At 33.9% G+C, this 25,364-nt stretch carries 21 protein-coding genes and 5 tRNA genes; 18 read left to right on the top strand and 8 right to left on the bottom strand.

The window, feature by feature from the left end; translation table 11 throughout:
- The 3 genes from WDZ41_01865 to WDZ41_01855 form a co-directional block, all read right to left on the bottom strand.
- A partial coding sequence (locus WDZ41_01865; protein MEX0940079.1) for a hypothetical protein occupies window positions 1–956 on the bottom strand: 956 nt, incomplete at its 3' end.
- Window positions 957–1,070: 114 nt separating this feature from the next.
- Entirely contained in the window at window positions 1,071–1,709 is a 639-nt protein-coding gene (locus WDZ41_01860; GenBank protein ID MEX0940078.1) for a hypothetical protein, read from the bottom strand.
- Entirely contained in the window at window positions 1,709–2,026 is a 318-nt protein-coding gene (locus tag WDZ41_01855; protein ID MEX0940077.1) for a hypothetical protein, read from the bottom strand. The genes WDZ41_01860 and WDZ41_01855 overlap by 1 nt, the downstream gene beginning before the upstream one ends.
- Window positions 2,027–2,418: 392 nt before the next feature.
- On the opposite strand from WDZ41_01855, the gene WDZ41_01850 reads away from it, so the two are divergent.
- Window positions 2,419–4,794: a hypothetical protein gene (locus WDZ41_01850; GenBank protein ID MEX0940076.1), complete on the top strand. Its 2,376-nt coding sequence runs from the start codon at window positions 2,419–2,421 to the stop codon at window positions 4,792–4,794.
- A gap of 7 nt (window positions 4,795–4,801) precedes the next feature.
- Here the strand turns inward: WDZ41_01850 and radA are convergent, their stop codons facing one another.
- Entirely contained in the window at window positions 4,802–6,148 is a 1,347-nt protein-coding gene (gene radA, locus WDZ41_01845; GenBank protein MEX0940075.1) for a DNA repair protein RadA, read from the bottom strand.
- 2 nt (window positions 6,149–6,150) lie between these two features.
- Window positions 6,151–6,744, bottom strand: a complete 594-nt coding sequence (locus WDZ41_01840) for a thymidine kinase (protein ID MEX0940074.1) — start codon at window positions 6,742–6,744, stop codon at window positions 6,151–6,153.
- A gap of 106 nt (window positions 6,745–6,850) precedes the next feature.
- Between WDZ41_01840 and murA the strand changes: the two genes are divergently transcribed.
- Window positions 6,851–8,194: a UDP-N-acetylglucosamine 1-carboxyvinyltransferase gene (gene murA, locus WDZ41_01835; protein ID MEX0940073.1), complete on the top strand. Its 1,344-nt coding sequence runs from the start codon at window positions 6,851–6,853 to the stop codon at window positions 8,192–8,194.
- On the opposite strand, the gene WDZ41_01830 is transcribed toward murA, so the two are convergent.
- On the bottom strand, window positions 8,174–9,019 hold the full coding sequence (locus WDZ41_01830) for a FoF1 ATP synthase subunit gamma (protein ID MEX0940072.1): 846 nt from the start codon (window positions 9,017–9,019) through the stop codon (window positions 8,174–8,176). The two genes, murA and WDZ41_01830, sit on opposite strands and share 21 nt — an antisense overlap.
- Before the next feature lie 90 nt (window positions 9,020–9,109).
- Window positions 9,110–9,337: a ChaB family protein gene (locus tag WDZ41_01825; GenBank protein ID MEX0940071.1), complete on the bottom strand. Its 228-nt coding sequence runs from the start codon at window positions 9,335–9,337 to the stop codon at window positions 9,110–9,112.
- A 129-nt stretch (window positions 9,338–9,466) separates the two neighbouring features.
- Between WDZ41_01825 and WDZ41_01820 the strand changes: the two genes are divergently transcribed.
- Together WDZ41_01820 and tsaE are read left to right on the top strand one after the other, a co-directional pair.
- The gene (locus WDZ41_01820; protein MEX0940070.1) at window positions 9,467–10,042 is read left to right on the top strand and encodes an NYN domain-containing protein; all 576 of its coding nucleotides are present in this window, start codon (window positions 9,467–9,469) and stop codon (window positions 10,040–10,042) included.
- A gap of 4 nt (window positions 10,043–10,046) precedes the next feature.
- Window positions 10,047–10,469, top strand: coding sequence for a tRNA (adenosine(37)-N6)-threonylcarbamoyltransferase complex ATPase subunit type 1 TsaE (gene tsaE / locus WDZ41_01815; protein ID MEX0940069.1), 423 nt, complete (start codon window positions 10,047–10,049; stop codon window positions 10,467–10,469).
- A 152-nt stretch (window positions 10,470–10,621) separates the two neighbouring features.
- Here tsaE and WDZ41_01810 read toward each other — a convergent pair whose 3' ends face one another.
- Window positions 10,622–12,742 (bottom strand): hypothetical protein, encoded by a 2,121-nt coding sequence (locus WDZ41_01810; GenBank protein MEX0940068.1) that lies wholly within the window; start codon window positions 12,740–12,742, stop codon window positions 10,622–10,624.
- Between the two features lie 380 nt (window positions 12,743–13,122).
- On the opposite strand from WDZ41_01810, the gene WDZ41_01805 reads away from it, so the two are divergent.
- From WDZ41_01805 to rpoC, 14 genes are all read left to right on the top strand, one after another.
- Window positions 13,123–13,208 (top strand) — tRNA-Tyr (locus WDZ41_01805).
- 22 nt (window positions 13,209–13,230) lie between these two features.
- Window positions 13,231–13,306, top strand: a tRNA-Gly gene (locus WDZ41_01800).
- 9 nt (window positions 13,307–13,315) lie between these two features.
- Window positions 13,316–13,391: transfer RNA gene (locus WDZ41_01795), tRNA-Thr, on the top strand.
- 85 nt (window positions 13,392–13,476) lie between these two features.
- Window positions 13,477–13,552 (top strand) — tRNA-Thr (locus WDZ41_01790).
- Window positions 13,553–13,598: 46 nt separating this feature from the next.
- Window positions 13,599–13,760 carry a 50S ribosomal protein L33 gene (gene rpmG, locus WDZ41_01785; protein MEX0940067.1) on the top strand — a complete coding sequence of 54 codons (162 nt, stop codon included), beginning with the start codon at window positions 13,599–13,601 and terminating at the stop codon, window positions 13,758–13,760.
- An 8-nt stretch (window positions 13,761–13,768) separates the two neighbouring features.
- A tRNA-Trp gene (locus tag WDZ41_01780) sits at window positions 13,769–13,845 on the top strand.
- A 55-nt stretch (window positions 13,846–13,900) separates the two neighbouring features.
- The gene (gene secE / locus WDZ41_01775; protein MEX0940066.1) at window positions 13,901–14,080 is read left to right on the top strand and encodes a preprotein translocase subunit SecE; all 180 of its coding nucleotides are present in this window, start codon (window positions 13,901–13,903) and stop codon (window positions 14,078–14,080) included.
- A 45-nt stretch (window positions 14,081–14,125) separates the two neighbouring features.
- Window positions 14,126–14,650 (top strand): transcription termination/antitermination protein NusG, encoded by a 525-nt coding sequence (gene nusG, locus WDZ41_01770; GenBank protein ID MEX0940065.1) that lies wholly within the window; start codon window positions 14,126–14,128, stop codon window positions 14,648–14,650.
- Window positions 14,651–14,678: 28 nt separating this feature from the next.
- Window positions 14,679–15,104, top strand: a complete 426-nt coding sequence (gene rplK, locus WDZ41_01765) for a 50S ribosomal protein L11 (GenBank protein ID MEX0940064.1) — start codon at window positions 14,679–14,681, stop codon at window positions 15,102–15,104.
- A 20-nt stretch (window positions 15,105–15,124) separates the two neighbouring features.
- Window positions 15,125–15,811: a 50S ribosomal protein L1 gene (gene rplA / locus WDZ41_01760; GenBank protein ID MEX0940063.1), complete on the top strand. Its 687-nt coding sequence runs from the start codon at window positions 15,125–15,127 to the stop codon at window positions 15,809–15,811.
- A gap of 16 nt (window positions 15,812–15,827) precedes the next feature.
- On the top strand, window positions 15,828–16,349 hold the full coding sequence (gene rplJ / locus WDZ41_01755) for a 50S ribosomal protein L10 (GenBank protein MEX0940062.1): 522 nt from the start codon (window positions 15,828–15,830) through the stop codon (window positions 16,347–16,349).
- A 74-nt stretch (window positions 16,350–16,423) separates the two neighbouring features.
- Window positions 16,424–16,807 (top strand): 50S ribosomal protein L7/L12, encoded by a 384-nt coding sequence (gene rplL, locus WDZ41_01750; protein MEX0940061.1) that lies wholly within the window; start codon window positions 16,424–16,426, stop codon window positions 16,805–16,807.
- Window positions 16,808–16,904: 97 nt separating this feature from the next.
- Window positions 16,905–21,227, top strand: a complete 4,323-nt coding sequence (gene rpoB, locus WDZ41_01745) for a DNA-directed RNA polymerase subunit beta (GenBank protein MEX0940060.1) — start codon at window positions 16,905–16,907, stop codon at window positions 21,225–21,227.
- Window positions 21,220–25,353 carry a DNA-directed RNA polymerase subunit beta' gene (gene rpoC / locus WDZ41_01740; GenBank protein MEX0940059.1) on the top strand — a complete coding sequence of 1,378 codons (4,134 nt, stop codon included), beginning with the start codon at window positions 21,220–21,222 and terminating at the stop codon, window positions 25,351–25,353. The genes rpoB and rpoC overlap by 8 nt, the downstream gene beginning before the upstream one ends.
- The last annotated feature ends 11 nt before the right edge of the window (window positions 25,354–25,364 follow it).

Here is a 25,364-nt window from a genome sequence, read left to right as displayed (position 1 = left end):
AAACTTAATAAAAAATTTACGTAGAAAGTGTTTTTTACAATCGCAGTATCATAAGTCATCCAAAGTGAAGGGAGTTGATTCAAAGAGGTTAAGGTTAATAAAAGGCCAATGAATGAAGACCAAATAAATGGTTGAGACCAAATAACTGTGCGACGACGCATTAGAAAGAAAAGCCCAAGAATGCATCCCCCAAAAAAATACAAAAGAATCATAATGATGCTGGCAACATTAGCAATAGTATTATTAGTAGAACGCATTTGTTGATAACGTCGTGTAAATGCTTCCGGAACTTTTAAAAATAAGTTAAAAGTAGTAAGTTTATCACCTGAAATGACAAGCCGTAATCGATACGGAGCGTCGCCGACTTTTTCAGGAAGGTATTCATAAATAAAAGTATGATCAATTCTGCCACTTGGTTTTGTTTCATCTGAGCTTTCTACTAATTGATATTGCGCAAAATTAACATGCCAATCTTTAATCGCAGTAGCTTCTGCAATTTTTTGTGCTTCTGTTGATGAAAGGGCAGTTCCTGGAGCAGTTTCTGCAATTTTTTCAGTAAAGCCGTATATTTTTCCTTCAGGTGTAAATTTAATTAATGTTTCATTGGTTTCTAATTGCTTAAAATGTCGAATATTCCAAGTATAAAGTGAATAAAATTTTTCTTTTAAAATGTTATTAAGTACCTCTTTACCTCCCCCTTCTAATTCAATAAAGTTTTTAGTTTCTTCATCAACTGAAAAAGAAATTGCTTGTTCAAAATTAGCTGGGCCCCAAGTATATTGTTCGGCTAATTTTTTTGCATCAGCTAATGCTTCTGGCCGGCTCATTTGAATATCAATATTTACGATTGGGAATGCTGCAGAAAAATATTTGAGTGCAAAAAGTAATCCACCAACAAAAATACTCGATAGCAATACCCAAAAAATTGGACGTCGAGAAAAAGTGCCTGTTTTCATAATAATTCCTAATGAAACTGAAAGTTTTTGTTATTTTTTATATAAATTTAGTATAAGAGAATATGATTTTTTGTATAATGATTTATCTCAAAAGATAATTGAGGTGAATTGTTTTTAATAATTTTTCAATAAATCTTGAAAAGAGTCATAAAAGAGATAGGTGAGTTGCTCAAAAGTTTTATTATGTTCAATTTTATGAGCGAGCGTAGAAAGTTGATTTGCTTTTGAAGATATTGAGGGTAAAAATTTTTGTAAAACTTGAACTAATATATCTTCTTTAATTGGTTGTGAAAAATACCATTTTAGTATGAGATGCCATTTTTCGATATCTTTTTTTGTAATATCAAAGGCGAGTTCTTCTTTTAAAATATCATCAAATAGTGATGCTATCAATTGCCAATCGTTTAATTTATTGTATAAAAACTTATCTTCGGTAAGTTTTAAGCATTGACTGAGTAGTGGATTTTTATCAAAAAGCTCATAAGCGTTATTCTTAATCATAAACTCTTCGCGGATTTGATCAATAAGCGCATGAAATTTTAATCCGGCAGTAAATGAAGATTGTTCATTCTTTATCTCATTCCATGAGATTTTAGCAGGATGTGTTTTGTGCCGTTCAATAACGCCTAAATATCTAATATCTGGGAAACTTGTACCAACTAAAAATTGTTTTATATCAACAGTATTAGAATCAAGCATACCAATATTAAATAATTTTAATGCAAGTAAAATATGCGTAATTGGACCAGCCATTATTCTTCTATATCCATTAGATCTTCAAATATTATTTTACGATGTTTTTTTTGGTTTTTTTCTTTTTGATTTCTTTTGCGTTTGTGAATTGAATAAGCCTTTGTAGCTATAGACTTGAATCCGCAGTTTTGTGCATTAATAGCCAGGTGCTTTATTTCTTTTAATACATTGTTATTATCTTTTTGCGTAATAATAATACTTTGAAGGTATCGCAATTTCTGCCTAAGTTCTTTTTTTTTGGAATTATCAAAGGGATCCATTGCTTTTGCATGCGCGAACAAAGAAGAAATAATTAAGAGAAAAAATATTTTTTTCATACCTACAACCTATTTTTAAAAAACTAGAGAAATGCAATTTTATCGAGAAATGCAGACAATGTAAATTGTTTTTCATAAAAAAATGAGCAATTCATCGCATTACCAAAAAATTATTGAATTTCTAAAAACTGAATAAGCGTAGTTTGCAAGTAAATCTTTTAGAGTTTTTTGATGGGAGTATAGCCCTCTTAGATAGAGGGCTATACTCCCATCAAAATAAAAGTTTCTATAAGAAAACAATTCATATGATATCTAATCAAAACTAACCGGTATAATATTCAAATTGAAACATTGATGCTATTGTTTTTTGCTTATATTGCAATATTTAATACTTTTGATATCATATAGATATATAATTCTATTATGAAAAAAAATTTAATGGATGGTTTAAAATGGATGTTAAAAAATTAACGTATTTACTAATTCTTTTTTTTGCTGGGTTCTCTTCTTTAACGCATACAATGTGGCGGACGCTTCCCTCAAGTTTTTTCAATAATAAGACATTGATATCATTTGCTCCTCAAAAATTCAATTTTTCTTATTATAAGCCAACGGCTAATTTATTTTCTATAAAATATTCTCTAAGCCCTTTTTCAAGCAAAAAAGAAAACAATAAATCAGAAAAAGAATTTAAAAATTCAGAGGCAAATAGTTTTTCAGGTACGCACTTGAAGATCTGGACTTTTGGCGGATTGATAAGCGGAATTTTTGGAGCAGTATATGGGCATGATTATTATCAAAAATATCAAAAGCAGCAAGAGCAAAAAAAACAGCAACATATTGCAAATATTAAACAACTGATGGAAAAGATAATTACCGATACATTATCAGATGAAGAGTGCAATGCTTTATTTAATGATCTGGATATTTTTGTTGATATTTGTAAATCAAAAGAGTTTGTGAATTTTTTTAAGCAAGCATCTAAGTCAATCGCTTTAAAAAAACTATTGCTTACAAGTGATTTAGCAATTAGCATATTTTTTGATGCAATTAATCAAAATTTTACTGCTATTGGGCCGGATGAATTATATCATTTTTTCATGAATATTAATCATGAAAAGTTTTCTGGTAGTACGTTGCCGTTAATACAAAAAAATATTGATCAGTTATTAGCTAATGCAAATGGTGTAGAACTACTTATCAAATTAATTGATAAAAAGAGCTCAGAAGCGTTACAACAACCTATTTTTGGATTTAATCAGCAAGTTGCAGAATTTTGTTTGGAAGTTCTCTCAGTTAATGAAAAATATATTGCAGAAAAGACTTTGAAATTAGTAAAAACATTAATTGATACTTTTCCAGAACGAAAAGATCAATTGGCTCAATTAATCGATTGTTGCTTTGAGCAACTACTAAAAAATAAAAATGACTTGACACATCTCTATTGGTGGGTTTGCTTTAATAAGCCAGAAATAGAAGATATTCTTATTGATCCCTTATTAAAAAAAAGTGATTTGCTTATAAATAATAAAACTTTAAAAGAAATAATTCTTTATTTTAAAGGATTGCGTTATAGACATCCAGAAAAAGTAAAAAGAAGTTTTATAAAAAATGCGGATAAAGTTTCTCCAAAACTTTTTAGAGAATTAGAATATGATAAATGTGGCGTGTATGATCAGTTAATAAAAAAGTTAGGGCAACATGAAAATGAGTTTGATAATATAGTCAAATTGCTTGCCTATTTAAGTCAATGTACAGATGAAAAAAAATTATTGGATGCAGAGCAAAAGCAACTGACATTTCAGCATCTGTTAGTGCATGAGAGTCCTGAAGCATTTTCCGATACTCCTTGGTATAAGCATTACAAAAATCACTTAATTGATTCTTATCTTGAAAAAAAAGAGTTAAGGAATATGCTTAATAATTTATTAAAAAAAGCATATAAATTAGAACAAGAGGGATATGTTACATTTTTTCATGGCCAACGGTTTGCATATCGCTTGACAGAAGAATGGTTTACCAAGTTATGGGAAATAAAAAATAATCAAAAAACATCTAACTTTATGTTTCTTCATGCAAAACCGTTATGTAATGATCAAGATTGTCTTGCTCTGCAAAAGCAATTTAGACAGAAAATAATTAAAAGACATGGTCAAACTTTCAGTGAAAATGTAAGAAAACATGTATTATTTATGAATTATGCCTATTTTGCAAATTCTTCAAATCCAGGAAGTTCAACGGCGGACTATGTCCTTAATGATAATAATGCTGGTCGTATCAGTTTATCATTAGCTGAAATTTTTTCTTTCCATAACTACGAGGATATTTATAGAAAATTTTCTCAAGAAATTGAACAGCTGGAGATTGATTATATAAATTTAAATCATAACAATAGTGGTACTGCGGTATTAATTGCGGTGCCCAAAGAGATTTTATCTAAATCGGTTTATTTAAGTCAGAGCGGTGCCATAAAGAGTCATGTAATGATCAATGATAAAGAAACGAATGATATAGAATTAATTATGAAAACGTTACGTTCTGATCCTGAGCAAATATTGCAAAGATCTTTCTGGAGCGACGATTGGGTCTTCTATAACAGTGATCAGCTTGAGTTTTGTTTAGTTATGACACAAGATAAAAAAGGTGGATTAAATCCAGAAAGCGGAATTCAGATTATCCCATTCAATGCAGTTGGTGAAGATGAATGGAAAGCATTTAAGAAAAAGGAAGAAGCTCTTTTTGAAAAAATAAAAATGGCCATCCAAAAAGAGACTGCACCAAGAAATACAATTTCTCCTGCAATGCAAGAATTGATCTCTGGCTGGTAATAAATCGTTAAGAATTTTCATCAAAAAGCGAAAGCAACTGATACACTGAATTAAAGCTTGTTACATTACAAGAGGTCTTTTCGAATTTTTGATTTTGTGCAAGTAATAAATGCTGGATGCCAAATTTTTCCGCTTCGCGAATATGAATACCAACTTGATTAATGGGCTTGATACGTCCGGTTAAACTTAATTCACCGAGAGCGATTGATTTTTCTGGTACGGGTTGCTGGAAATAACTAGAAAGCAATGCCAGAGCAATTCCCAAATCTGCCGCACTATCTTTTATTTTAAATCCGCCACTCACTTTGAAAAATATATCATGAGCATTTAATTTAATTTGCAGATATTTTTCTAAAATTGCTGCGATTAAAATTACTTGTTTTGGGTCAATGCCGGAAATAATACGTTGTGGCATGCCAAACTTAGTAGGCACTAATAATGCTTGTAGCTCTAATAAAAATGGCCGTGAGCCTTCAATATAACTAATTAATATAGAGCCCGGATTAAAAGTTGCCTCACTTAATAAATGTTGATTAATATCAGGCACTTCTTGTAATCCATTTTCTTGCATTTCAAAAAAACCTAATTCACCAAGTGGGCCAAACCGATTTTTTACTGAACGCAGAACGCGTGTTTGCCAACGGTCTTCACCTTGCAAATAAAAAACTGCATCAACCATATGTTCAAGCATTTTTGGTCCGGCGATTGTACCTTCTTTGGTGATATGACCAGTTAAGATCACGGCTATTTTTTGTTCTTTTGCCAAACGCATTAGTTTAAAACCTGCTTCACGCAACTGACCAATGCTGCCTGGAATAACTTGTGAATCTGCTGAATAACAATTTTGTATTGAATCAATAATAATAATATCCGGTTTTTTTTCTTCACAAGTATTGATGATTGATTCAAGTTGCGCATCATCAGAACATAATAAATTTTCATGCAGACAATCTAACCGTTCAGCACGCTGGCGCACCTGTTCTAACGATTCTTCAGAAGAAAAATAAAATACGGTATGATGTGCGGCTAAGTTATTAGCAATTTGTAAAAGCAAAGTTGATTTTCCTATGCCAGGGTCACCCGTTAAAATGATAAACGAGCTCGGCATAATGCCACCGCCAACGACGCGATCCCATTCACCGATAAAAGAAAGCATGCGTTGATGTTTGCTCATAGAAACTTGTTTTAAAACGGTAAGCGATGATTCTTGCAGGCGTCCAAGCTTACTAGATTTTAATGATCGTGAAATTTCACTAATACTACCCCATGCTTGGCATTCAGGGCAGCAACCAATCCATTTAGGTGGTCTATAGCCACAAGAAGAACAATTATATTCAATCGATTGTTTAGCCATAATTAAAATTCTGGTTGTTTATCAATAATATGACAATCACGACAACGTGCTTGATATGCTTCTTGTGCACCAACCAATATTGTTGGGTCTTCAAATTTTGCGGGTCTATTATTCACTAACCGTTGCGTAAAATGAGCATCTTTACCACAAAGTATACAAATTGCTTTTAATTTGGTTATATGGTCAGCGATAGAAAGTAATAAAGGCATAGCACCAAAAGGTTTTCGGTTAAAGCCTAAATCTAAACCAGCTGCAATCACTCGTTTGCCTTGTTCAATAAAATTGCAAATGATGTTGATGATATTCTGCTCAAAAAATTGTATTTCATCAATACCAATTACTTCAATATCAGCAGGTATTAATTCTAAAATCATTTCAGCTTTTTCTATTGGCAGCGCTTTAATTTTATTACCATTGTGGGACACAACATATTCTATAAACGTGCGATCATCTAAACTATGTTTAAATGCGAGCACATTTTTTTTTGCGAGCTGTGCTCGTTTTAATCTGCGAATAAGTTCTTCAGATTTTCCTGAAAACATTGAGCCACAGATTACTTCTAAAGTTCCTTTTTTTTGCGTATTATTATGTGACATTGCTAAGTTCCTTCAAATGAACAAAAAATCAATGAAAATGTATTTTTATAGTAAAGAAAAATTAACATTTGGTAAATGTTATAAATAAGTAAAAATGAGGAAAGTGATGATTCCAGCAATAAAAAAATCGACTGATCAGGCAAAATGGAAAAGAGCAGAAGATTTAAATTTAATAGATAATGAAGCCACTGGATTGATTGTGCAGCAGTCATTAAAATTACAAGGGCAAGTTGCGATTTCCGGTGCAAAAAATGCGGTGTTGGTAATTATGGCTTCGTTAATTTTATGCGATGGAAAATCAATATTAAGAAATGTGCCAGCATCAACCGATGTATTACATATGATTTCGGTATTAGAGTTTTTGGGAGCAACAGTTTTTTTCGATATGGAAAATCATATTTTGCAAGTCGATAGTTCTTCTATTAACAGTTATACGGTCGATATGGAATTAATGAAAAAAATGCGAGCATCGGTTCTAGTTGCGGGCCCACTTTTAGTACGTTTTGGTAGAGCGGATATCGCATTACCAGGAGGATGTTCAATTGGACCACGTCCAATCGATTTTCATCTAAAAAATTTTGCAAGAATGGGAATCGAAATAAAAGTTGAAGGCGATTATGTACATGCATTTGCTAAAAAATGCGTGCCAACAAAGATTGTGCTTGAGTATCCGAGTGTAGGTGCGACTGAAAATATTTTAATGACAGCAACATTAACAAAAGGAAAAACAATAATTGTGAATGCTTCTTTAGAGCCAGAAGTAATAGATTTAATTGCGGTGCTGAAAAAAATGGGAGCGCATATACATATCGAAAATCCAGCAACTATTGAAATTGAAGGAGTATCATCATTAAAACCTATAGATCATACGGTTATGATGGACCGATTGGAAGTGGGTGGTTTATTGCTTGCGAGCGCAATAACTGGTGGGAACATTTATTTGCCAGAAGCACAAGCAAATCATTTAGAGGTTTTTTTAGAAAAATTAACAGAAATGGGCCATAGCATTACCTGTGAAATGCCAAGAGGAATTAGATTAAAAGCTACGCTTAGTCCAAAAGCAGTTTCGTTTAGAACGGCGCCATTTCCAGGTTTTCCTACTGATTTGCAAGCGCCTATGATAGCGGCTCTTGCGCTCGCAGAAGGTGATAGTATTGTACATGAAACAGTATTTGAAAACCGATTTCTTCATATACGTGAATTACAAAAAATGGGAGCACAAATAGAAGTTAATGGTGATCGAGCTCGTATAAGAGGAGTTGAACGATTATATGGTACGTCAGTTATTGCTTCAGATATTCGTGCGTCTTGTGCGTTAGTATTAGCAGGGCTGGCTGCGCAAGGGAGTACAACTATTATTGGCATTCATCATTGGCGACGTGGTTATGAAAACCTGGAAAATAAATTGAAAGCGCTCGGAGCTAAAATATCATTGAAGACTAGCAACTAAATCAGTAAGTTCGCTGGTAATTTTTGCTTGCCGCAGTTTATTATAATCTAAACGCATAGCTTCAAGTAAATTAGATGCATTCCTGGTAGAACTATCCATTGCAATAAATCTGGATGCTTGTTCGGCAATGAGTGATTGAAACAAAATATCTTCGACAATACTTTGTAAAAGAAAATAAGAAAGTTGATCCAAAATGACTTCAGGATCTTGTTCCCAATGGAATGGTTCATTGAGTTGTATATTATTAGTGATATGTTCTTGAAAAGGAATGAGTTGATACGCCGTAGGTATTTGCGCAAAAAAAGATTTAGGAAAATTATAATAAATGGTAATTGAAGAATAAGGAATTCTTGCATGCCAAATATGATGGACAATTTTTTGCGCAATAGCGAGCACTTTTCCTTGCGTAAATTCTTCAAATTGCATAACGGTTGTGCCAAATTTATTGCCAATATAATCTATCGCTTTTTTGCCAATGACAATTGTTTGTAATTCTTGTCGATTGGTTTGGGTAATTTCTTTTTCTAAAAAATGAAATAGATGTATATTAAAATTACCACAAAGACCTTTTTGAGATCCAATAATAATATTTAATGTAGGACCATTTTCTTGTTGTGGCCATAAGATTGGTTGCTGCCATTCTGGTAATACATGCAAAATTGATTGAATTAATTCTGATAAAGCTTTGCGAAATTCTTGTAGTGAACTTTTTTGTGTTTTCAAACGGCTATGAGAAGACATTGAAATCAATCGCATTGCATGAGTGACTTTTTTGATTGTTCCCACTGCTTTTATACGTTGCCTCATAGCAATAAGTTCTGACATACGGATATCCTAATTTTAAGCGTGTTTATTCCTTAATGTATCTATTTTTCCGTTAATTTGCAATGAGAAAGGGGATATTTAAATAATGTGTTATTTTTTTACCCATTTTCCTTTATTATTTTTTTCATATTCTTTTTTTACGGCGGCCCACGCTACTCGTGCACTTGTTTCTTCTAAAGAAGCATCATCTCTGCGCTTGGAAGGATCTTGATATTCTTGATATGCATTATTATAAGCTTTTAAATAAATTTCTTGCGCATGTTCAGGCAAATTATTTTGGACGCTTTCGGGTAAATCTGTAATCGATTTGTAGGGCATTTTTTCCTTTTGCTTTTATTTTTATCATAATGAAACTAAAAGAATTTATGGAATGGTTTAGAACTTTAGACATTTTTATTTAATTTCTTAAACTAAGGTTTAGTTCCTTTAATATTAGAAAAGTTTGATATGATAATAGTTATAGATGCGTATAATTTACTAAAGCAACGATTTCAGAGCGATATTTCAGATGAAGAAAAAAGTAATTATATTCAGATGTTGAATAAATATGCGCGTAAAAAAAAACATAAAGTAGTTCTTATTTTTGATGGCGGTTATTTTGCAATGCCTTCACGCGAAAAAATTGGACAAGTAATCATAATTTATCCAGGAAGAGATAAAAGTGCTGATGATGCAATTAAAGAATATTTATATACACATAAAAATAAAGATTTAGTTCTTGTTTCTTCAGATCGCGAGCTTGTTGATTATGCCGATGAATTTGATATTGTTTCCATCGATTCTTTAGCTTTTGATAGTTATATTGAACAAGCAGTACAAAAACCTACTGAGCAAACAATTATTAGTGATGAACAAATATACAAGCTACATCCAGAACAAATAAATAAAGAATTAGATTTACTTATGCAAGAGGCAAGCCAGGTATTAATAAAAAAACCTGAAGAAGATGAATTTGTAATTAAAAAAGAATCGTCATTGAGTAAAAAAGAACGAAAAGTCATGGCTATATTAAAAAAGTTGTAATTCAATGAAAAAATTCATTATTAAAATAGAAGACATTGATAAGGTAGTGAATGAACTTAAAGATCTTATGAATCACTGCCAAGTATTTACTTTTGAAGGGCCATTAGGAGCTGGTAAAACAACTATTATTCGGCATTTACTCAGAAAATGTAATATACATCAACCAATTACGAGTCCAACATTTAATTACGTCAATGTATATGAAAATATACAGGGGCAACTGTTTTATCATTTTGATCTATATCGCATACAATCAGTTGATGAATTTTTAGAGGCAGGTTTTGATGAGTTTTTATATCTTGAAAATAGTTGGGCATTTATCGAATGGCCCGAAGTTATTGAGCCTCTTTTGAAAAAAAATGTATGCCGTGTTGTAATAGATTTTTATAATAATCAACGCAAAATTAGCTATACTGTTTCCTTATAAAAATTGATTTAAGATTCTAAACAATTTCAGTAAAGCAGCCTGGTTATCTTGATGATAGATAATTGAAACTAAAAAAAACAATAAATTTAATTTTAATAATTAAAGAAAAGAATTAGAGGGGCGTTAAGCCCCTCAATTGTTAATGTTAATTATTAAAAAATGCCTTCAGCTTCTAGAAGCTCCATGGCGATATTTAATGTTGATTTACCTTCCTCTAATCTGAATGGGCGGACCCATTTACCAAGTTCATTTTTAAATACTTTAACTTGATAGTTTTTATAAGAAGAAGTTTTCTTTTCTAGTTCTGTTAATCTACCAAAATGTGTAGCAATTGAGCATATGCTATTTTCAAAATTTCCTAATTGTTCAGCATAGCGGAGTGCAGCATCTTCACCTTCTTTTGGCGATGTACCACTAAATACTTCATCCATGATAGTGAAGCTAAACTGACCGGCCTTTAAGTTGCGAATATTTTCAATTAATGTTTTTGCTCTCAGTACTTCTGCTTGGAAAAGTGAAGTGCCAGCAGTAATATCATCAGTTATATTTAAATAACAGTTTATTGAAGTAAATGGAGTTATTGTTAAGCGTTCTGCTGGCGCTATGCCGAATGATTGTGCTAACAAAATATTAAAAATTAACCCTTTTATAACAGTTGATTTTCCACCGGTATTTGGACCAGTTAAAATAATATTATTTGGTTTTTGATGGCCTAATTCAATAGAGTTCGACACCACAACATTTGGGTTTATGAATGGATTCCAAAAGTTTACAGCTTTGATTATTGGTTTATGAGCATTAATAAATTCTACAAAATTATAACGAGCAGGCATTTGCTGATGTGCTTGATATAATTTTGCAATGGAAAGATGCGCATCAATAGTTCCCACAATATTCATAATCGGAATGAATTTATCTTTCAATTCCTTCATAGAAGTATGCGCGGCTAATACTTTTCCAGTCATTGAGAAGAAAGAAGCTTCGCCTTGAAACGTATTTGAATTTAATTGATTAAGTAAATCAATTAACTCTTTATCATGCATAAATGATAAATTTTGATTTTCAATAAGTTGTTTTAGTAATGGATGCTGCTCTGTAAGATTTAATAATTTATTGAATGCATTCATGTAGCGAGAAACTGAAATTAGTTGAGTTTGCAAATGATTAGCAACATCTTTTTTAAGTTTAATTTCTTCCCAGGACTTATAACCATTAAAGCAAGTTATACCAGCTATTAAACCTCCATAGCCAAAAATAGTAGCTTTTATTAAAGCGGGTGACATCGGTAATGCTGATTTGTCGAGAGTGTTTATGTGGTCAAGAATATAAGAAAGATCTCCAAAAGTTTGTGGCATCATTGCTTGCACTGCATTTTGATTATTTTGCCAATGAGGACCATGTAGAATTGCTTGTTCTTGTACTACTTGAGTAATTGACTTATTTTTATACGTTTTTTGTTTAAAACTAAAAAATTGCCAAGTAGATTTGAATCCTTCTTGTAACGCTTTTATTACCGAAATCGGATTGCCAGATTTTTTTGCATTCATATATTTATATTGAGCTGCAGCACAAGCAAATATTGCCGGTGATGAAAGTGTATTTAAACTCAATAAGGCATGATTGAATCGTGTTTTTATTTCTAGGGCTAAAGAGCTTTTATTTAGTTTTTTGAATAAGGATGGAAAATAAATTTTTTTAAATAATTCTTCATTTAGTTTGTTTTCTTTAACAAAGTATGAAAGAAATAACGGTTCAGTCTCTTTTATCTCAGTTAAAACATTATGGAGTTCATTTTGTAACTCTTGATTATCTAATAATTCTTTTGTGATTGCTTGACGAGTTTTCAATAATTCAACATTAGTAGTGGGATGAATTAATATGTTAACAAGATTTGCTTCACCGGTAATAGTATTGGTATGCTGAATAATATTAAAAAGATGGTTATCTAATTTTTCTCCCCCAAGGAAAATTTCCATTTTCTTTAAAAAAATTGGATCTAACTGGACTTGATCACCAATGTTACTTTCAGCGTTATTGAATAAGTTGAAAACTGCCGCTCGTTGATCTAATAATGTTGGGGGTTCTATTGTTAACGTTTTTTCTTTGCGGCTCTGAGAAATGCTTTTGTTTTCTTGTGTTTCAAATGATGAAAGATATAAGTTTTCTGCTTTTTGAAAAAGTGTATCTTTTGCTAGTGCCTGCACCGAAATTAGAAAAAGAATGATGCTAGAAAAGTAAATAATTTTGTATTTGGAAATTTTGCCGTGAAGCATACGAGAACTCCCTATTGAAAAAGGTTATGATATCTTTCAAATAATATAAGATCTATTAGAATAAGCAAATTTTTATTGCATTAATAAGGTTTTTTTAATTTGCTGTTAAAAGTATGAAAAATTTATAAAAAATAGAGCATCCAAATGATTGAGATTTAATTTTTTTTAGATCAATTTTTTTGGGAAGGCTATTTTAAGGGTGATTATTTATATAGGTTTTTTAAATTATGATTTCAATATTAAAAAAAATTGTTAAACTAAATATTAGTAGTCTTAAAAAAGAATACAAAAATGAGTACTTTTTAAGAAAAAAAGTTGAAATCCTTTGAGAAAACCAATAATATAAGAGCTAACTTTTGAAATTTCCTGCAAAAAGAGGAGGCGAGATTCCCGAGTGGTTAAAGGGGACGGACTGTAAATCCGTTGGCATATGCCTTCGCAGGTTCGAATCCTGCTCTCGCCACCAAGAAATTTTTGTGATAGAGTAAGCGGGAATAGCTCAATTGGTAGAGCGACAGCCTTCCAAGCTGTAGGTTGCGGGTTCGAGTCCCGTTTCCCGCTCCAAAAAATTATGCTGGCGTAGCTCAGTTGGTAGAGCAGCTGATTTGTAATCAGCAGGTCGCGGGTTCAAATCCTGCCGCCAGCTCCAATAGATTATCCGTGGGTTTTTAAGAAAATTGAGTTGTCATTTTCCTTTTTTTTATTTAATCTATATGTGTTTATAGAGTTTCCTCGCCCACGTAGCTCAGTTGGTAGAGCACTTCCTTGGTAAGGGAGAGGTCACCGGTTCAAGTCCGGTCGCGGGCTCCAAAAGTAAGTGTGTCTCCAGTTAAAGTGGGCAAAATGTGAGAATCATATGGCAAAGAAAAAAAGAACAGTAACGCATTTAAGTTGTGAGAGTTGCAAAGAGCGAAATTACACACAAGAAGTTTCGGGGCAACGCTCGATAGGTTCTTTAAAATTAAGTAAGTATTGCTCGCGCTGTCGTCAGCATACTGCGCATAAAGAGACCAAGTAGGCCTTTGTAGGCCAGTAGCTCGAATTGGTAGAGCGGCAGACTCCAAATCTGCGGGTTGGGGGTTCGAATCCCTCCTGGCCTGCCAGAACAAAGGATTGTAGTGATTAGATGGAATGTTTTCTGAATAACTTGGTGATGTGATGAAAAATGTATTTCAGTTTTTTGTGCAAGTAAGGCAAGAGTTAGGAAAAGTTGTTTGGCCGAGTTCGAATGAGTTAATTGGATCGGTCATTGTTGTGTTAATATTAGTATGCGCATTTTCGATATATCTCGGTGCGCTGGATTTATTTTTTTATAGGGTTGCGGAACGTGTGTTTTAAAAAGATACGCAAAGAATTTTTTGAAATTTGCAGCAGGAAAAACAAATGAAGCGTTGGTACGTAGTGCAGATTTATGCTGGTTACGAAGATACGATACAAAAAGATATGTTGCGGCGGATTGAAGAGAAAGGGCTTGATCAATATTTTGGTCAAATTCTAGTTCCTTCGGCGCGATTAAAAAAAATGTTTGATGTTACTCAGCAAAGTAATGGAGAACAGCAATTATTTCCAGGTTATCTTCTTATTGAAATGGAATTAGTGCCAGAAGCAATGCGTTTGGTTCAATCAACACCGAAAGTTTTAAAATTTTTAGGTGGAAAAGAGCCGGCGCCGCTATCCCAGCGCGAAATTGACCGTGTTATTTCTCAAATGAAGGGAGAGGTAGCATTGGCTGCTAAGAAAAGTGAGTTTGTTTCTGGTAGTGAAGTGGAGATATCAGAAGGTCCATTTGCGGGATTTGTAGGGGTTATTGAAAAAGTTGAGGAAGAAAATGAGCGACTTACGGTTATGGTAAGTATTTTTGGAAGAATGACTCCGATTGAATTAGGGTTTAATCAAGTTAAAAGATAATGTGCTAAACATTAATATTGGATGAGCTATGGCGAAAGAGATTAAGGCAAAAGTAAAGTTGCAATTACCAGCAGGCGGGGCTACTCCTGCGCCACCAGTCGGTTCTGCGCTTGGTCCTCATGGAGTAAACATGATGGAGTTTTGTAAGCAATTTAATGCCCAAACAGCAGATAAAAAGGGTCAAACGGTACCTATAATTGTAACAGTTTATAAAGATAGATCTTTTGATTTTATTACAAAAACGCCACCAACTTCTGAGCTCATTAAGAAAAAAGTTAATATACCAAAAGGTTCATCAAAGGCAGGAGTTGATTTTGTTGGTAAGATATCTTGGAAAGATATTGAAGATATCGCCACTATTAAGATGCCTGATTTAAATGTCTTAGATATGGATGAGGCAAAAAAAATTATTGCAGGAACTGCACGTAGTATGGGAATCGAAGTGAATGATTGAGTTAGGATTTTGCAATGGTAATGCATGAAAAAAAAAATAAAGCATCTGGCGATATGTTAAAAAATAATCAATATCCCGTAAAAGATGCTTTGGTAAAAGTAAAAGAGTTGGCTCCTGCCAAGTTTGATGAATCAATTGATGTTGATATCAACTTAGGTATTGATCCTGCTAAGGGTGAACAGGTAGTACGAGGTTCGGTAATTTTACCGCATCGTGTTGGCAAAGAAATCAAAGTATTAGTATTTGCCAAAGGTGACTATGCTGATAAAGCATCAAAAGCTGGCGCTGATTATATTGGCGCAGAAGATCTAGTTGAAAAAATACAGAATGGTTGGATGGATTTTGATGTAGCGGTTGCTACTCCCGATTTAATGGGTTTGGTAAGTAAATTAGCAAAAAAATTAGGCCCAAAAGGCCTCTTGCCTAATAAAAAGCTAGGAACGGTTACTTTCGATGTAGATGCAGTTGTAGCCGATTTAAAGCGTGGACGTAGGTTTTTCCGAAATGATAAGACTGGATTAATCCATTTTTCTATAGGAAAAGAATCCTTTGAGGTTGATAAATTGCATGAAAACTTACATGCTTTTATCAAAGCTTTGATGGCAGTTAAGCCTCCTGCGGCGAAAGGTAAATTTTTAAAAAAAGTTACTCTTTCTTCAACGATGGGGCCTGGCATTCAAATTAATCCTGATGAAATAATTAGTTGAATTAGAGGTTGGAGCGATGAATCGTCAAGATAAAGAACAAGTTATTGCATCTTTAAAAAAAGAATTTGCAAAAAGTAGCGCTTCGTTTTTAGTAAAATACAGTGGGCTTACTGTTGCTCAGATGGCTGACTTAAGAAGAAAGCTTAGAAAAGAGGGCGGTGCCTTACAAGTTGCTAAAGTTACATTGATTGAACGTGCTGTTGATGATATACCTGAAGTAAAAGAGATGTCTTCGCTTTTGGGTAATCAAATTGCATTAGTTTTTGCACAGCAAGAACCACCAGCTGTAGCTAAGGTTCTTTATGAATTTTCTAAAAAAAATGAACAGTTGCGTATTGTGGGTGGTTGCTATGAGTCTTCTTTATTGACAGAAGAAGCAGTTAAAATATTTGCGTCGTTACCGCCTCGACCAATACTTCTTGCTCAAGTATGTGGTACGCTGAAGGCGCCACTAAGCAAATTAGCGCGAACGTTGAATATGGTCTTGCTCAACCCAGTATTGGTAATTAAGCAGATTGAGAAGAAAAAGTCATCTTAATATATGTTTTATTTAGATGAAATTATGATGTTGAATAAATATGTTTATTTTTATAATAGCGAATGGGGAATGCTATGTCAGCAAAATCATACGACAAATTAATTGACGAAATTGGCAATATGTCAGTTTTACAATTATCAGAGTTTGTTAAGGCGCTTGAAGAAAAATTTGATGTAAGCGCAGCTGCGGGAATGCCTATGATGGCTGCAGCGCCAGCAGTAGAAGCTGGAGCAAAAGCCGAAGAGAAAACTGAATTCAAGGTTACTTTGCAAGAAGGTGGACCTGAAAAAATTAAAACAATTAAAGCGTTGCGTTCAGTAACTACTTTAGGCTTAGCAGAAGCAAAACAAGCAGTTGAAAATGCTCCAACAGTAATTGGAGAAGCTGTTGCTAAAGACAAAGCAAATGAAATGAAAAAAGCACTAGAAGAAGTTGGTGCTAAAGTAGAATTAGCGTAAAATAGTTAATTCTTGCTGAGGTTAATTTTGTAATTAACAAGTACAGCATTTTTTTGCCGATAAAATTTATTAATTCGTTCACAGGAGGAGCAGCTGCATGTCCAACATGCACTTAGATAAAGGTTTTCTGCGCAAGTCATTCGGAAAAATTAAAGATATAGTGCCTGTTCCTGATTTGATTACGATTCAGTCGAAATCATTCAACGACTTTGCACAATTAGATTATTTGCCGGCTGAGCGTAAGATAATAGGGCTTGAAAAAGTATTAAGAGACATTTTTCCTATCGAATATGATGGGAAGATGTCGCTTGAATTTGTTAGTTATGAATTGGGCGATTGGTCCTGTACGTGTGGAAAACTGAAAGGTATTGTAAACAGATATACCTGGAGCTGCTCTTCCTGTAAAAAAACCGATTGTTCTCGTCTTAACAACTCAACGTGTACTTTTTGTAAAAAACAAACAGCCAAATATCGAGCGTGCCCAAATTGTTTATCACGTGTATCAATAAAAATGCCAATGAGCTTGGATGAATGTAGATCAAGTGGTCAAACATTCTCGATGCCTTTAAAAATAAAAATTCAATTGATTTCGTGGGATATCGATGACAAAGGTAACAAGGTAATTAGAGACATCAAAGAGCAAGATATTTTCTTTGCTGATGTCCCTGTTATGGCTGATGTATATCAAGATCAAGGTACTATTAGACTTGGTGATCAAGGAACTTTTTTAATTAACGGGGTCGATAGGGTAGTTGTAAGTCAGCTTCATCGTTCTCCTGGTGTTGTTTTTACGCAAAGTAAAAAAGTTAAAGATGTCCGTGGTCGACCATACTTTGTAGCTCGTCTTATTCCTATGCGTGGTTCATGGCTTGATTTTGAATTTGATAGCAATGATTACCTGTATGTTCGCATCGATAAAAAGAAAAAATTATTAGTTACTACTTTTTTACAAGCATTAGGCATAGCTCGAGATCAAATTATCAAAAAATTTTATTCATTTGATCGAATACATGCCAAAAAAGGTGAGTTCTATCGATTAGTAGATGAAAATTTAATTGGTCAACGTTTAGAAAAAGGCATGGCTCCGGACAAAGTTGGTGATTCAATATTTGGGAAACGAGTTAATGCTGCAATTATTGAACGGTTAAAAAAAGCTGATGTTGATAAAATTATTATAAAAAAAGCTAATCTGATTGGCCGAGTTCTTGGTGCTAATGTTATTGATCCTGATACTGGTGAAGTATTGATCGAACAAGGTCAAATATTAACAGAGGATCATTACAATTTATTTAAGCAATTAAAAAAGATCGAATTTGAACTTATTAGTTCTTCTGGATATGTTTTACAACCAACCATTGCTTTAACATTAACACAGGATAAATGTTATTCTCAAGAAGATGCGCTTAAAGAACTTCATGCAAAAGTTTGGCCTGGTGATAGTTCTTCATTAAAAGAGATTAATGAACGCCTTGAAGCAATGTTATTCAGTAGCCGCCTATATGATTTAACAAGAGTTGGTCGCATTCGAATTAATCGAAAGCTAAGACTAGATATACCTGAAGATACTCATGTTTTAACATTGGAAGACATTGTAGGTTCTGTCCGTTATTTGGTTAACTTGCGTGAACTAGGAGAAGGCGAGCTTGATGATATTGATCACTTGGGAAATCGTCGTGTACGATTAGTGGGTGAATTGCTTACCAATCAAGTATATTTAGGTTTTCTTCGTATTGAACGTATTGTGCGAGAACGATTTAGAACGCAAGAGGTTCATAGTGCATTAATGCCTCAAGACTTTTTAAATATTAAGCCATTGAGCGCAGTAATGCGAGAATTTTTTGGTACAGGTCAGTTATCTCAATTTATGGATCAAACCAATCCTTTATCTGAAATTGCTCATAAAAGAAGGTTGTCAGCTCTTGGGCCTGGTGGTGTTTTAAAAGATCGTGCGACATATGAAATTCGTGATGTGCATATATCTCATTATGGTCGTATTTGCCCGATCGAAACTCCTGAAGGGCAAACGGTTGGTTTAATTTCTTCTTTGGCAACATATGCAATGGTAAATGATTTAGGATTTATCGAAACTGCTTACCGACCAGTAGCTAAAAATAATATCCAAGATAATGTAGTATTTCTTGATGCATTTGAAGAAATTGATAAATATATCGCTCAGGCTGATGCAGTAAAGCCTGGTACCGCTAAGCTTTCTGGCAATACGCTTGTTGCGCGACATGAAGGTGATTTTATTTATGTTGATTCAAATAAAATTAATTATGTTGATTTATCCCCCAAACAATTGGTATCAGTTTCCACGGCATTAATTCCATTTTTGGAACATGATGATGCTACGCGTGCATTAATGGGTTCGAATATGCAACGTCAAGCAGTTCCTTTAATAAAATGTGAAGCACCAATCGTTGGTACGGGCATGGAAAAAGAAATTAGTAAATCTTCTGGTGCCATGATTGTTGCAAAACGTCCTGGTGTTGTAGAATATGTTTCTTCAGAGCGCATTATTATTCGTGTTGACAAAGAAGTATTTAGTAATATTGATGATTGGATATCGCAAGGTATTGATATTTATACTTTAAGAAAATTTCAGCGATCAAGCTTTAGCACTTGGATTCATCAAACGCCTATAGTTAAAAAAGGTGATATTGTTAAAGTTGGTACGATTTTAACTAATGGTCCTGGTATTGAATATGGAGAGCTTGCATTAGGATCTAATTTGCTCGTTGCATTTATGCCATGGCACGGATATAACTTTGAAGATGCTATTGTATTAAGTAAGCGCTTAGTAGCAGAAGATTCATTAACTTCGGTTCATATTGATGAATACAAAGTAGATGCACGAGATACTAAATTAGGACCTGAAGAAATTACTAAAGATGTACCAAATGTTAGTGAAATCGCATTATCAAGTTTAGATGATGATGGTATAGTACGTATCGGTACTCGAGTGAAACCCGGTGATATTCTTGTTGGAAAAGTAACATTAAAAGGTGACATTCAATATTCTCCAGAAGAAAAATTACTTCGTGCTATTTTTGGTGAAAAAGCTCGTGAAGTAAGAGATACTTCTTTACGAGTACCGCCTGGAATTGAAGGCACCGTAATTGATGTAAAAGTTTTCTCACGTAGTGGAATTCGAAAAGATAAGCGTTACAAAGAATTAGTAGCAAAACGAACCGCTGAACTTGATGCTGAATTTGAAAGTCATTTGCATTTCTTAGAAAAAATGATTTCAGAAAAAATAGTAGATTTATTAGCGAGTGGTGAACCTTCTGGTAAGGTTTCTCAAAAGCTACTAAAAAACAAAAAATATGATAAAAAACAGCTCCAAGATCTTAATTTAGAAGAATTGCTTGCGCTCAAAGTAAAAGACAAAGAGATTTTAGAAACAATTGAAAGAATGAAATTGTCATTTGAAACGCAACAAAGAATTTTAGCTGGATTAAAAGAAGAGCGCATCAATAAATTGAAGAAAGGTGATCCATTACCATCAGGTGTTATCAAGATGGTAAAAGTATATATTGCATCAAAGAGACATATCTCTGTTGGTGACAAAATCGCAGGACGCCATGGTAATAAAGGTGTGGTATCTATTATTGTTCCTAGAGAAGACATGCCTCATTTAGAAGATGGAACAGCGGTTGATATAGTATTAAATCCGCTTGGCGTACCATCTCGTATGAACGTAGGACAAATTTTAGAAACAGCGCTTGGGCTTGCAGGTAAGCAATTAGGTCGACAGTTAGAAAATATGCTTGCAACTGAAGGTTACGGAAAAATTAAAAAGTATTTGCAAAATTGTTATGGCAAAGATCTCCTCGATGAATACGAGAAATTGTATGGTGAAGATGAGGTTATGAAACTTGCCAAAAAAACTGCAAATACTGGTGTATTGTTTGACTCTCCTGTATTCGATGGGGCAAATTTAGATCAAGATATTAAACCAATGTTACGAGATCTTGATTTACCAGAAGTTGGTTCATTTAATTTATTAGATGGTAGAACTGGTGAGTATTTTGATCAACCAGTAACGGTTGGATCAATTTATATGATGAAATTAAATCATATGGTTGATGATAAATTACATGCTCGATCTGTTGGGCCATATTCGTTAGTTACTCAGCAACCTCTTGGTGGAAAAGCACAAATGGGTGGACAACGTTTTGGTGAAATGGAAGTATGGGCACTTGAAGCTTATGGTGCTGCATATACTTTACAAGAAATGCTGACATATAAATCTGACGACGTGAACGGCCGTCCAAAAGTATATGATGCAATTGTAAGTGGTGAAAAAATACCTGAGCCTGGTTTGCCAGAATCGTTTAATGTACTGATTAAAGAACTTCAAAGTTTAGGATTGCGAGTCGATCTATTTAGGACTGGCAAGGAGGAAGTCAATGAGTAACCGAATTTTAGAGCGTTTTAGAGAGTATATTAGCGCCGTTAAATTTAATGCAATTAAACTTGGGCTTGCTTCGCCTGAAAAAATTAAATCGTTATCATATGGTAGAGTTACGAAAATTGAAACAATTAATTATCGAACTTTAAAGCCAGAACGAGATGGTTTATTTTGTGCACGCATTTTCGGTCCTGTTAAAGACTGGGAATGTAATTGCGGCAAATATAAAAGAATGAAGCATCGTGGTGTAACGTGTGAAAAATGCGGAGTTGAAGTAATTCAATCTCGTGTCAGGCGTGAACGTATGGGGCATATAGATTTAGTTGCTCCGGTATGTCATATCTGGTATTTAAAAGGTATTCCAAGCTATCTTAGTTTAATTATGGATATGCCAATTAAAGACTTAGAACGGGTTATTTATTTTGATGCGTATTTAGTTATTAATCCTGGTAAATCTCCATATAGTTATAAAACTTTACTTACTAATGCTGAGTATGATCGTTATAAAGAGCAGCATCCAGAAGATATAGATTTTAAAGCGGAAATTGGTGCCGAAGCTGTTCGTCAAATTCTTGAAGTATTAGATCTTAATTTAGAGATTTCAAATCTCCAACAAGAGTATGCAAAAGTTGCTGCTGTAACTGCTCGTCTTAAAATTATGCGTCGCATAAAAATTTTAACGGGACTTACGCAAGCAGGTATTAATCCATCTTGGATGATTTTGAAAATACTTCCAGTATTACCACCTGATTTAAGGCCATTAGTTCCTCTTGAAGGTGGAAGATTTGCGAGTTCTGATTTAAATGAACTGTATCGACGATTGCTTAATCGTAATATTCGTCTGCAACGATTAATTGAGATTGAAGCTCCTGAAGTAATTATTCGTAACGAAAAACGCATGTTGCAAGAAGCGGTTGATGCACTTATTGATAATGGTCGCCGTGGTAAGCCCCTTACTGGATCTAATAAACGACCACTTAAATCCTTAAGTGAAATGTTACGTGGTAAACAGGGGCGATTCAGACAAAATCTACTTGGTAAACGTGTAGATTATTCGGGTCGTTCTGTTATTGTTGTTGATCCTGAATTGCGTATGGATCAATGTGGATTACCTAAAATTATGGCGCTTGAACTCTTTAAGCCATACATTTACCATGGTCTTATTGAACGAGAACTGGCAGCAAATTTACGTGTTGCAAAACGAATGGTAGAAGATAGCTCACCTGAAATATGGGATGTACTGGAACAAATAGTTAAAAATCGTCCAGTACTATTAAACCGTGCACCAACACTGCATCGCTATGGTATTCAAGCGTTTTATCCAATATTGGTTGATGGAAAAGCGGTTAAAATTCATCCGTTAGTTTGTTCAGCATATAATGCTGATTTTGACGGTGATCAAATGGCCGTGCATATACCATTAAGTGAAAAATCACAAGAAGAATCAGTAGCATTAATATTATCAACGAAAAATATTCTATCAGCAGCAAATGGACGTCCGTTAGCAGTACCATCACAAGATATGGTTCTTGGTCTACATTATATGAGTAAAGTACGTTGTGGTGCGCTTGGTGAAGGAATTGTTTTTTCAAGCATTCAAGAAGTTATTACTGCTTTTCAATTTGGAAAGGCAACCTTGCATGCAAAAATCAAGTTGCGTTTAAAATCTCAAGATAAAGTAGAACTTGTAGAAACGACTGTGGGTCGCGTTATTTTATATGATGCTTTACCAACAGGATCAGAGTTTTATTGGATTAATAAAGTAATGAAACGAAGTGATTTAGTTAAATTAGTAGAAAAAGTTTACTATCGCTTTGGTGACGAAGCGACCGTTGATTGTTTGGATAAAGTTAAGAAGCTTGGTTTTTACTATTCAACTAAAGGTGGTATTTCATTCTCTCTTAGTAATCTAATAGTTCCTGCTAAAAAAGATGAAATTGTAAAAAAAGGTGAAAAAGAAGTACAGCGTGTTGAAAAAATGTACATGGATGGCATTATAACCAATGGAGAACGTTATAACAAAGTTCTTAGCATCTGGGGACATGCAACCGCTGATGTCGCTTCTGAAGTAACGCATGATTTAGAGATAGAAAATAATGAAGCGTTCTTAAATGAGAATAAATCATTCAAGCCATTTAATCCGATATTTATGATGCTTGAATCAGGTGCTCGTGGATCGAAAGATCAAATTAAGCAGCTTGTTGGGATGCGTGGATTAATGGCTAAGCCAACTGGTGAAATTATGGAAACGTGTGTAAAGTCTAACTTTAAAGGTGGATTAAGCGTTTTTGAATACTTTATTTCAACTCATGGTGCTCGTAAAGGTCAGGCTGATACTGCATTAAAAACAGCAAACTCAGGCTATTTAACTCGTAAATTAGTTGATGTAGCGCAAGATGCAGTCATCACTATTAAAGATTGCCAGACGCTTGGCTATATTGAATTAGAAGATTTAAAAGAAGGTGGCGATGTTATTAATCCGTTAGCTAATAGATCATTTGGCCGTGTAGTAGCTGCTGACATTAAGGATCCTATCGATGGCCAATTATTATTAAAACAGGGTCAATTAGTAACAAAAGAAGATGTAAATAGAATTGCTAATTCTGCTTTATCTAAATTAGCGATACGTTCAGTATTAACATGTCAAGCAAAACGTGGCGTTTGTGCTCAATGTTATGGGATAGATCTTTCCAAAGGGCAACCTGTTGATGTTGGAACTACCGTTGGTATTATTGCAGCACAATCAATTGGTGAACCTGGAACACAGTTAACCATGAGAACATTTCATATTGGTGGTATTGCCAGTGGTGCAGCAGAACAATCAGTTTTTGTAGCAAAGCACAAAGGTATTATTCAATTGCGTGGTATGCGAACAGTTAAAAATAAAGAAGGCCACTCTATTATAGTAAGTAGAAAAGCAGCTTTAGTAATTGTCTCGCAGGATGGCAGAGAATTACAACATCATGATGTGGAATACGGTGCTCTTTTGCTTGTGGAAGAAGGTCAAGAAGTAGAAATTGGCAAAAAACTTGCTGAATGGGATGTTAACAATAAAGTAATTATTACTGAAAAAGCTGGTATTATTAACTATGTAGATTTAATTGAAAACAATACTATTCAAAATGTTTTTGATGAAAGTACAAGTAAATCAAGCAAAATTGTGTTAGAACACAAAGGTGAAAAATATCAACCTTCATTGAGTATTGTAAACGAAGAAGGCGATGAGCTTGCACAATATTATCTTCCGACTGGCAGTTATTTATCAGTAGATGATCTACAGAAAGTTGCAGTCGGTGATATCTTAGTTAAAATCCCTCGCGAAACATTTAGAACAAAAGATATTGCAGGTGGTTTACCACGTATTGCTGAATTATTTGAGGCTCGTGTGCCAAAAGATCCAGCGATTATAGCTGATATTGATGGAGAAATTGTTTTTGGTGGTATTCATCGTGGTTTGCGTAAAGTAAGCGTTGTAAATGCATATGAATCATTTGATTATTTCATTCCACGAGGTAAACAGCTCAATGTAATGAATGGAGATAAAATAAATGCGGGAGACCCATTAACAAGTGGCACACCAGTATTGCATGATATTCTACGTATTTTAGGACCAGAAGTCTTACAAAAATACTTGGTAAATCAAATTCAAGAAATTTACTTGTTGCAAGGTGTTGGTATTAATGATCGCCATATTGAATTGATTGTTAGGCAAATGATACGTAAAGTACGTATTGTTGAACAGGGTGATTCAGAATTCCTCATAGGTGATCGGGTGGATAAAATTCACTTTAAATCAGTAAATGCATTGTTGCAAGCTGAAGGGAAAAAAGTTGCAGTTGCTAAACCTACCTTAATGGGTATAACGCTTGCATCACTTGATACTGAAAGCTTTATTTCTGCAGCTTCATTCCAGGAAACAACTAAGATTTTAACTGAAGCGTCAATCGCAGGACAGGAAGATCATCTTTATGGCTTAAAAGAAAACGTAATTATTGGTAAACTAATACCTGCAGGGACTGGGATAAAATCCTTCAGAATGAAATATTTAGGCGATGAAGAATCAGAATATGAAAAAGAAGCTCGTGCGCAAGAGATGTCAACAGTAAGGGTAGAGCAGGAACAAGCAGCATAGAAATAAATGAA

It is taken from the genome of Candidatus Babeliales bacterium (assembly GCA_040879965.1).
Lineage (GTDB): Bacteria > Babelota > Babeliae > Babelales > JACPOV01 > JBBDJI01.
The sequence above is the reverse complement of the archived record's forward strand: the minus strand, read 5'-3'. Positions and strand labels throughout refer to the sequence as shown.

Coding starts and splice junctions, on each gene's coding strand:
- WDZ41_01860 (MEX0940078.1), bottom strand. CDS start 1,709: ATGGCTGGTCCAATTACGCATATTTTACTTGCATTAAAATTATTTAAT.
- WDZ41_01855 (MEX0940077.1), bottom strand. CDS start 2,026: ATGAAAAAAATATTTTTTCTCTTAATTATTTCTTCTTTGTTCGCGCAT.
- WDZ41_01850 (MEX0940076.1), top strand. CDS start 2,419: ATGGATGTTAAAAAATTAACGTATTTACTAATTCTTTTTTTTGCTGGG.
- radA (MEX0940075.1), bottom strand. CDS start 6,148: ATGGCTAAACAATCGATTGAATATAATTGTTCTTCTTGTGGCTATAGA.
- WDZ41_01840 (MEX0940074.1), bottom strand. CDS start 6,744: ATGTCACATAATAATACGCAAAAAAAAGGAACTTTAGAAGTAATCTGT.
- murA (MEX0940073.1), top strand. CDS start 6,851: ATGATTCCAGCAATAAAAAAATCGACTGATCAGGCAAAATGGAAAAGA.
- WDZ41_01830 (MEX0940072.1), bottom strand. CDS start 9,019: ATGTCAGAACTTATTGCTATGAGGCAACGTATAAAAGCAGTGGGAACA.
- WDZ41_01825 (MEX0940071.1), bottom strand. CDS start 9,337: ATGCCCTACAAATCGATTACAGATTTACCCGAAAGCGTCCAAAATAAT.
- WDZ41_01820 (MEX0940070.1), top strand. CDS start 9,467: ATGATAATAGTTATAGATGCGTATAATTTACTAAAGCAACGATTTCAG.
- tsaE (MEX0940069.1), top strand. CDS start 10,047: ATGAAAAAATTCATTATTAAAATAGAAGACATTGATAAGGTAGTGAAT.
- WDZ41_01810 (MEX0940068.1), bottom strand. CDS start 12,742: ATGCTTCACGGCAAAATTTCCAAATACAAAATTATTTACTTTTCTAGC.
- rpmG (MEX0940067.1), top strand. CDS start 13,599: ATGGCAAAGAAAAAAAGAACAGTAACGCATTTAAGTTGTGAGAGTTGC.
- secE (MEX0940066.1), top strand. CDS start 13,901: ATGAAAAATGTATTTCAGTTTTTTGTGCAAGTAAGGCAAGAGTTAGGA.
- nusG (MEX0940065.1), top strand. CDS start 14,126: ATGAAGCGTTGGTACGTAGTGCAGATTTATGCTGGTTACGAAGATACG.
- rplK (MEX0940064.1), top strand. CDS start 14,679: ATGGCGAAAGAGATTAAGGCAAAAGTAAAGTTGCAATTACCAGCAGGC.
- rplA (MEX0940063.1), top strand. CDS start 15,125: ATGCATGAAAAAAAAAATAAAGCATCTGGCGATATGTTAAAAAATAAT.
- rplJ (MEX0940062.1), top strand. CDS start 15,828: ATGAATCGTCAAGATAAAGAACAAGTTATTGCATCTTTAAAAAAAGAA.
- rplL (MEX0940061.1), top strand. CDS start 16,424: ATGTCAGCAAAATCATACGACAAATTAATTGACGAAATTGGCAATATG.
- rpoB (MEX0940060.1), top strand. CDS start 16,905: ATGTCCAACATGCACTTAGATAAAGGTTTTCTGCGCAAGTCATTCGGA.
- rpoC (MEX0940059.1), top strand. CDS start 21,220: ATGAGTAACCGAATTTTAGAGCGTTTTAGAGAGTATATTAGCGCCGTT.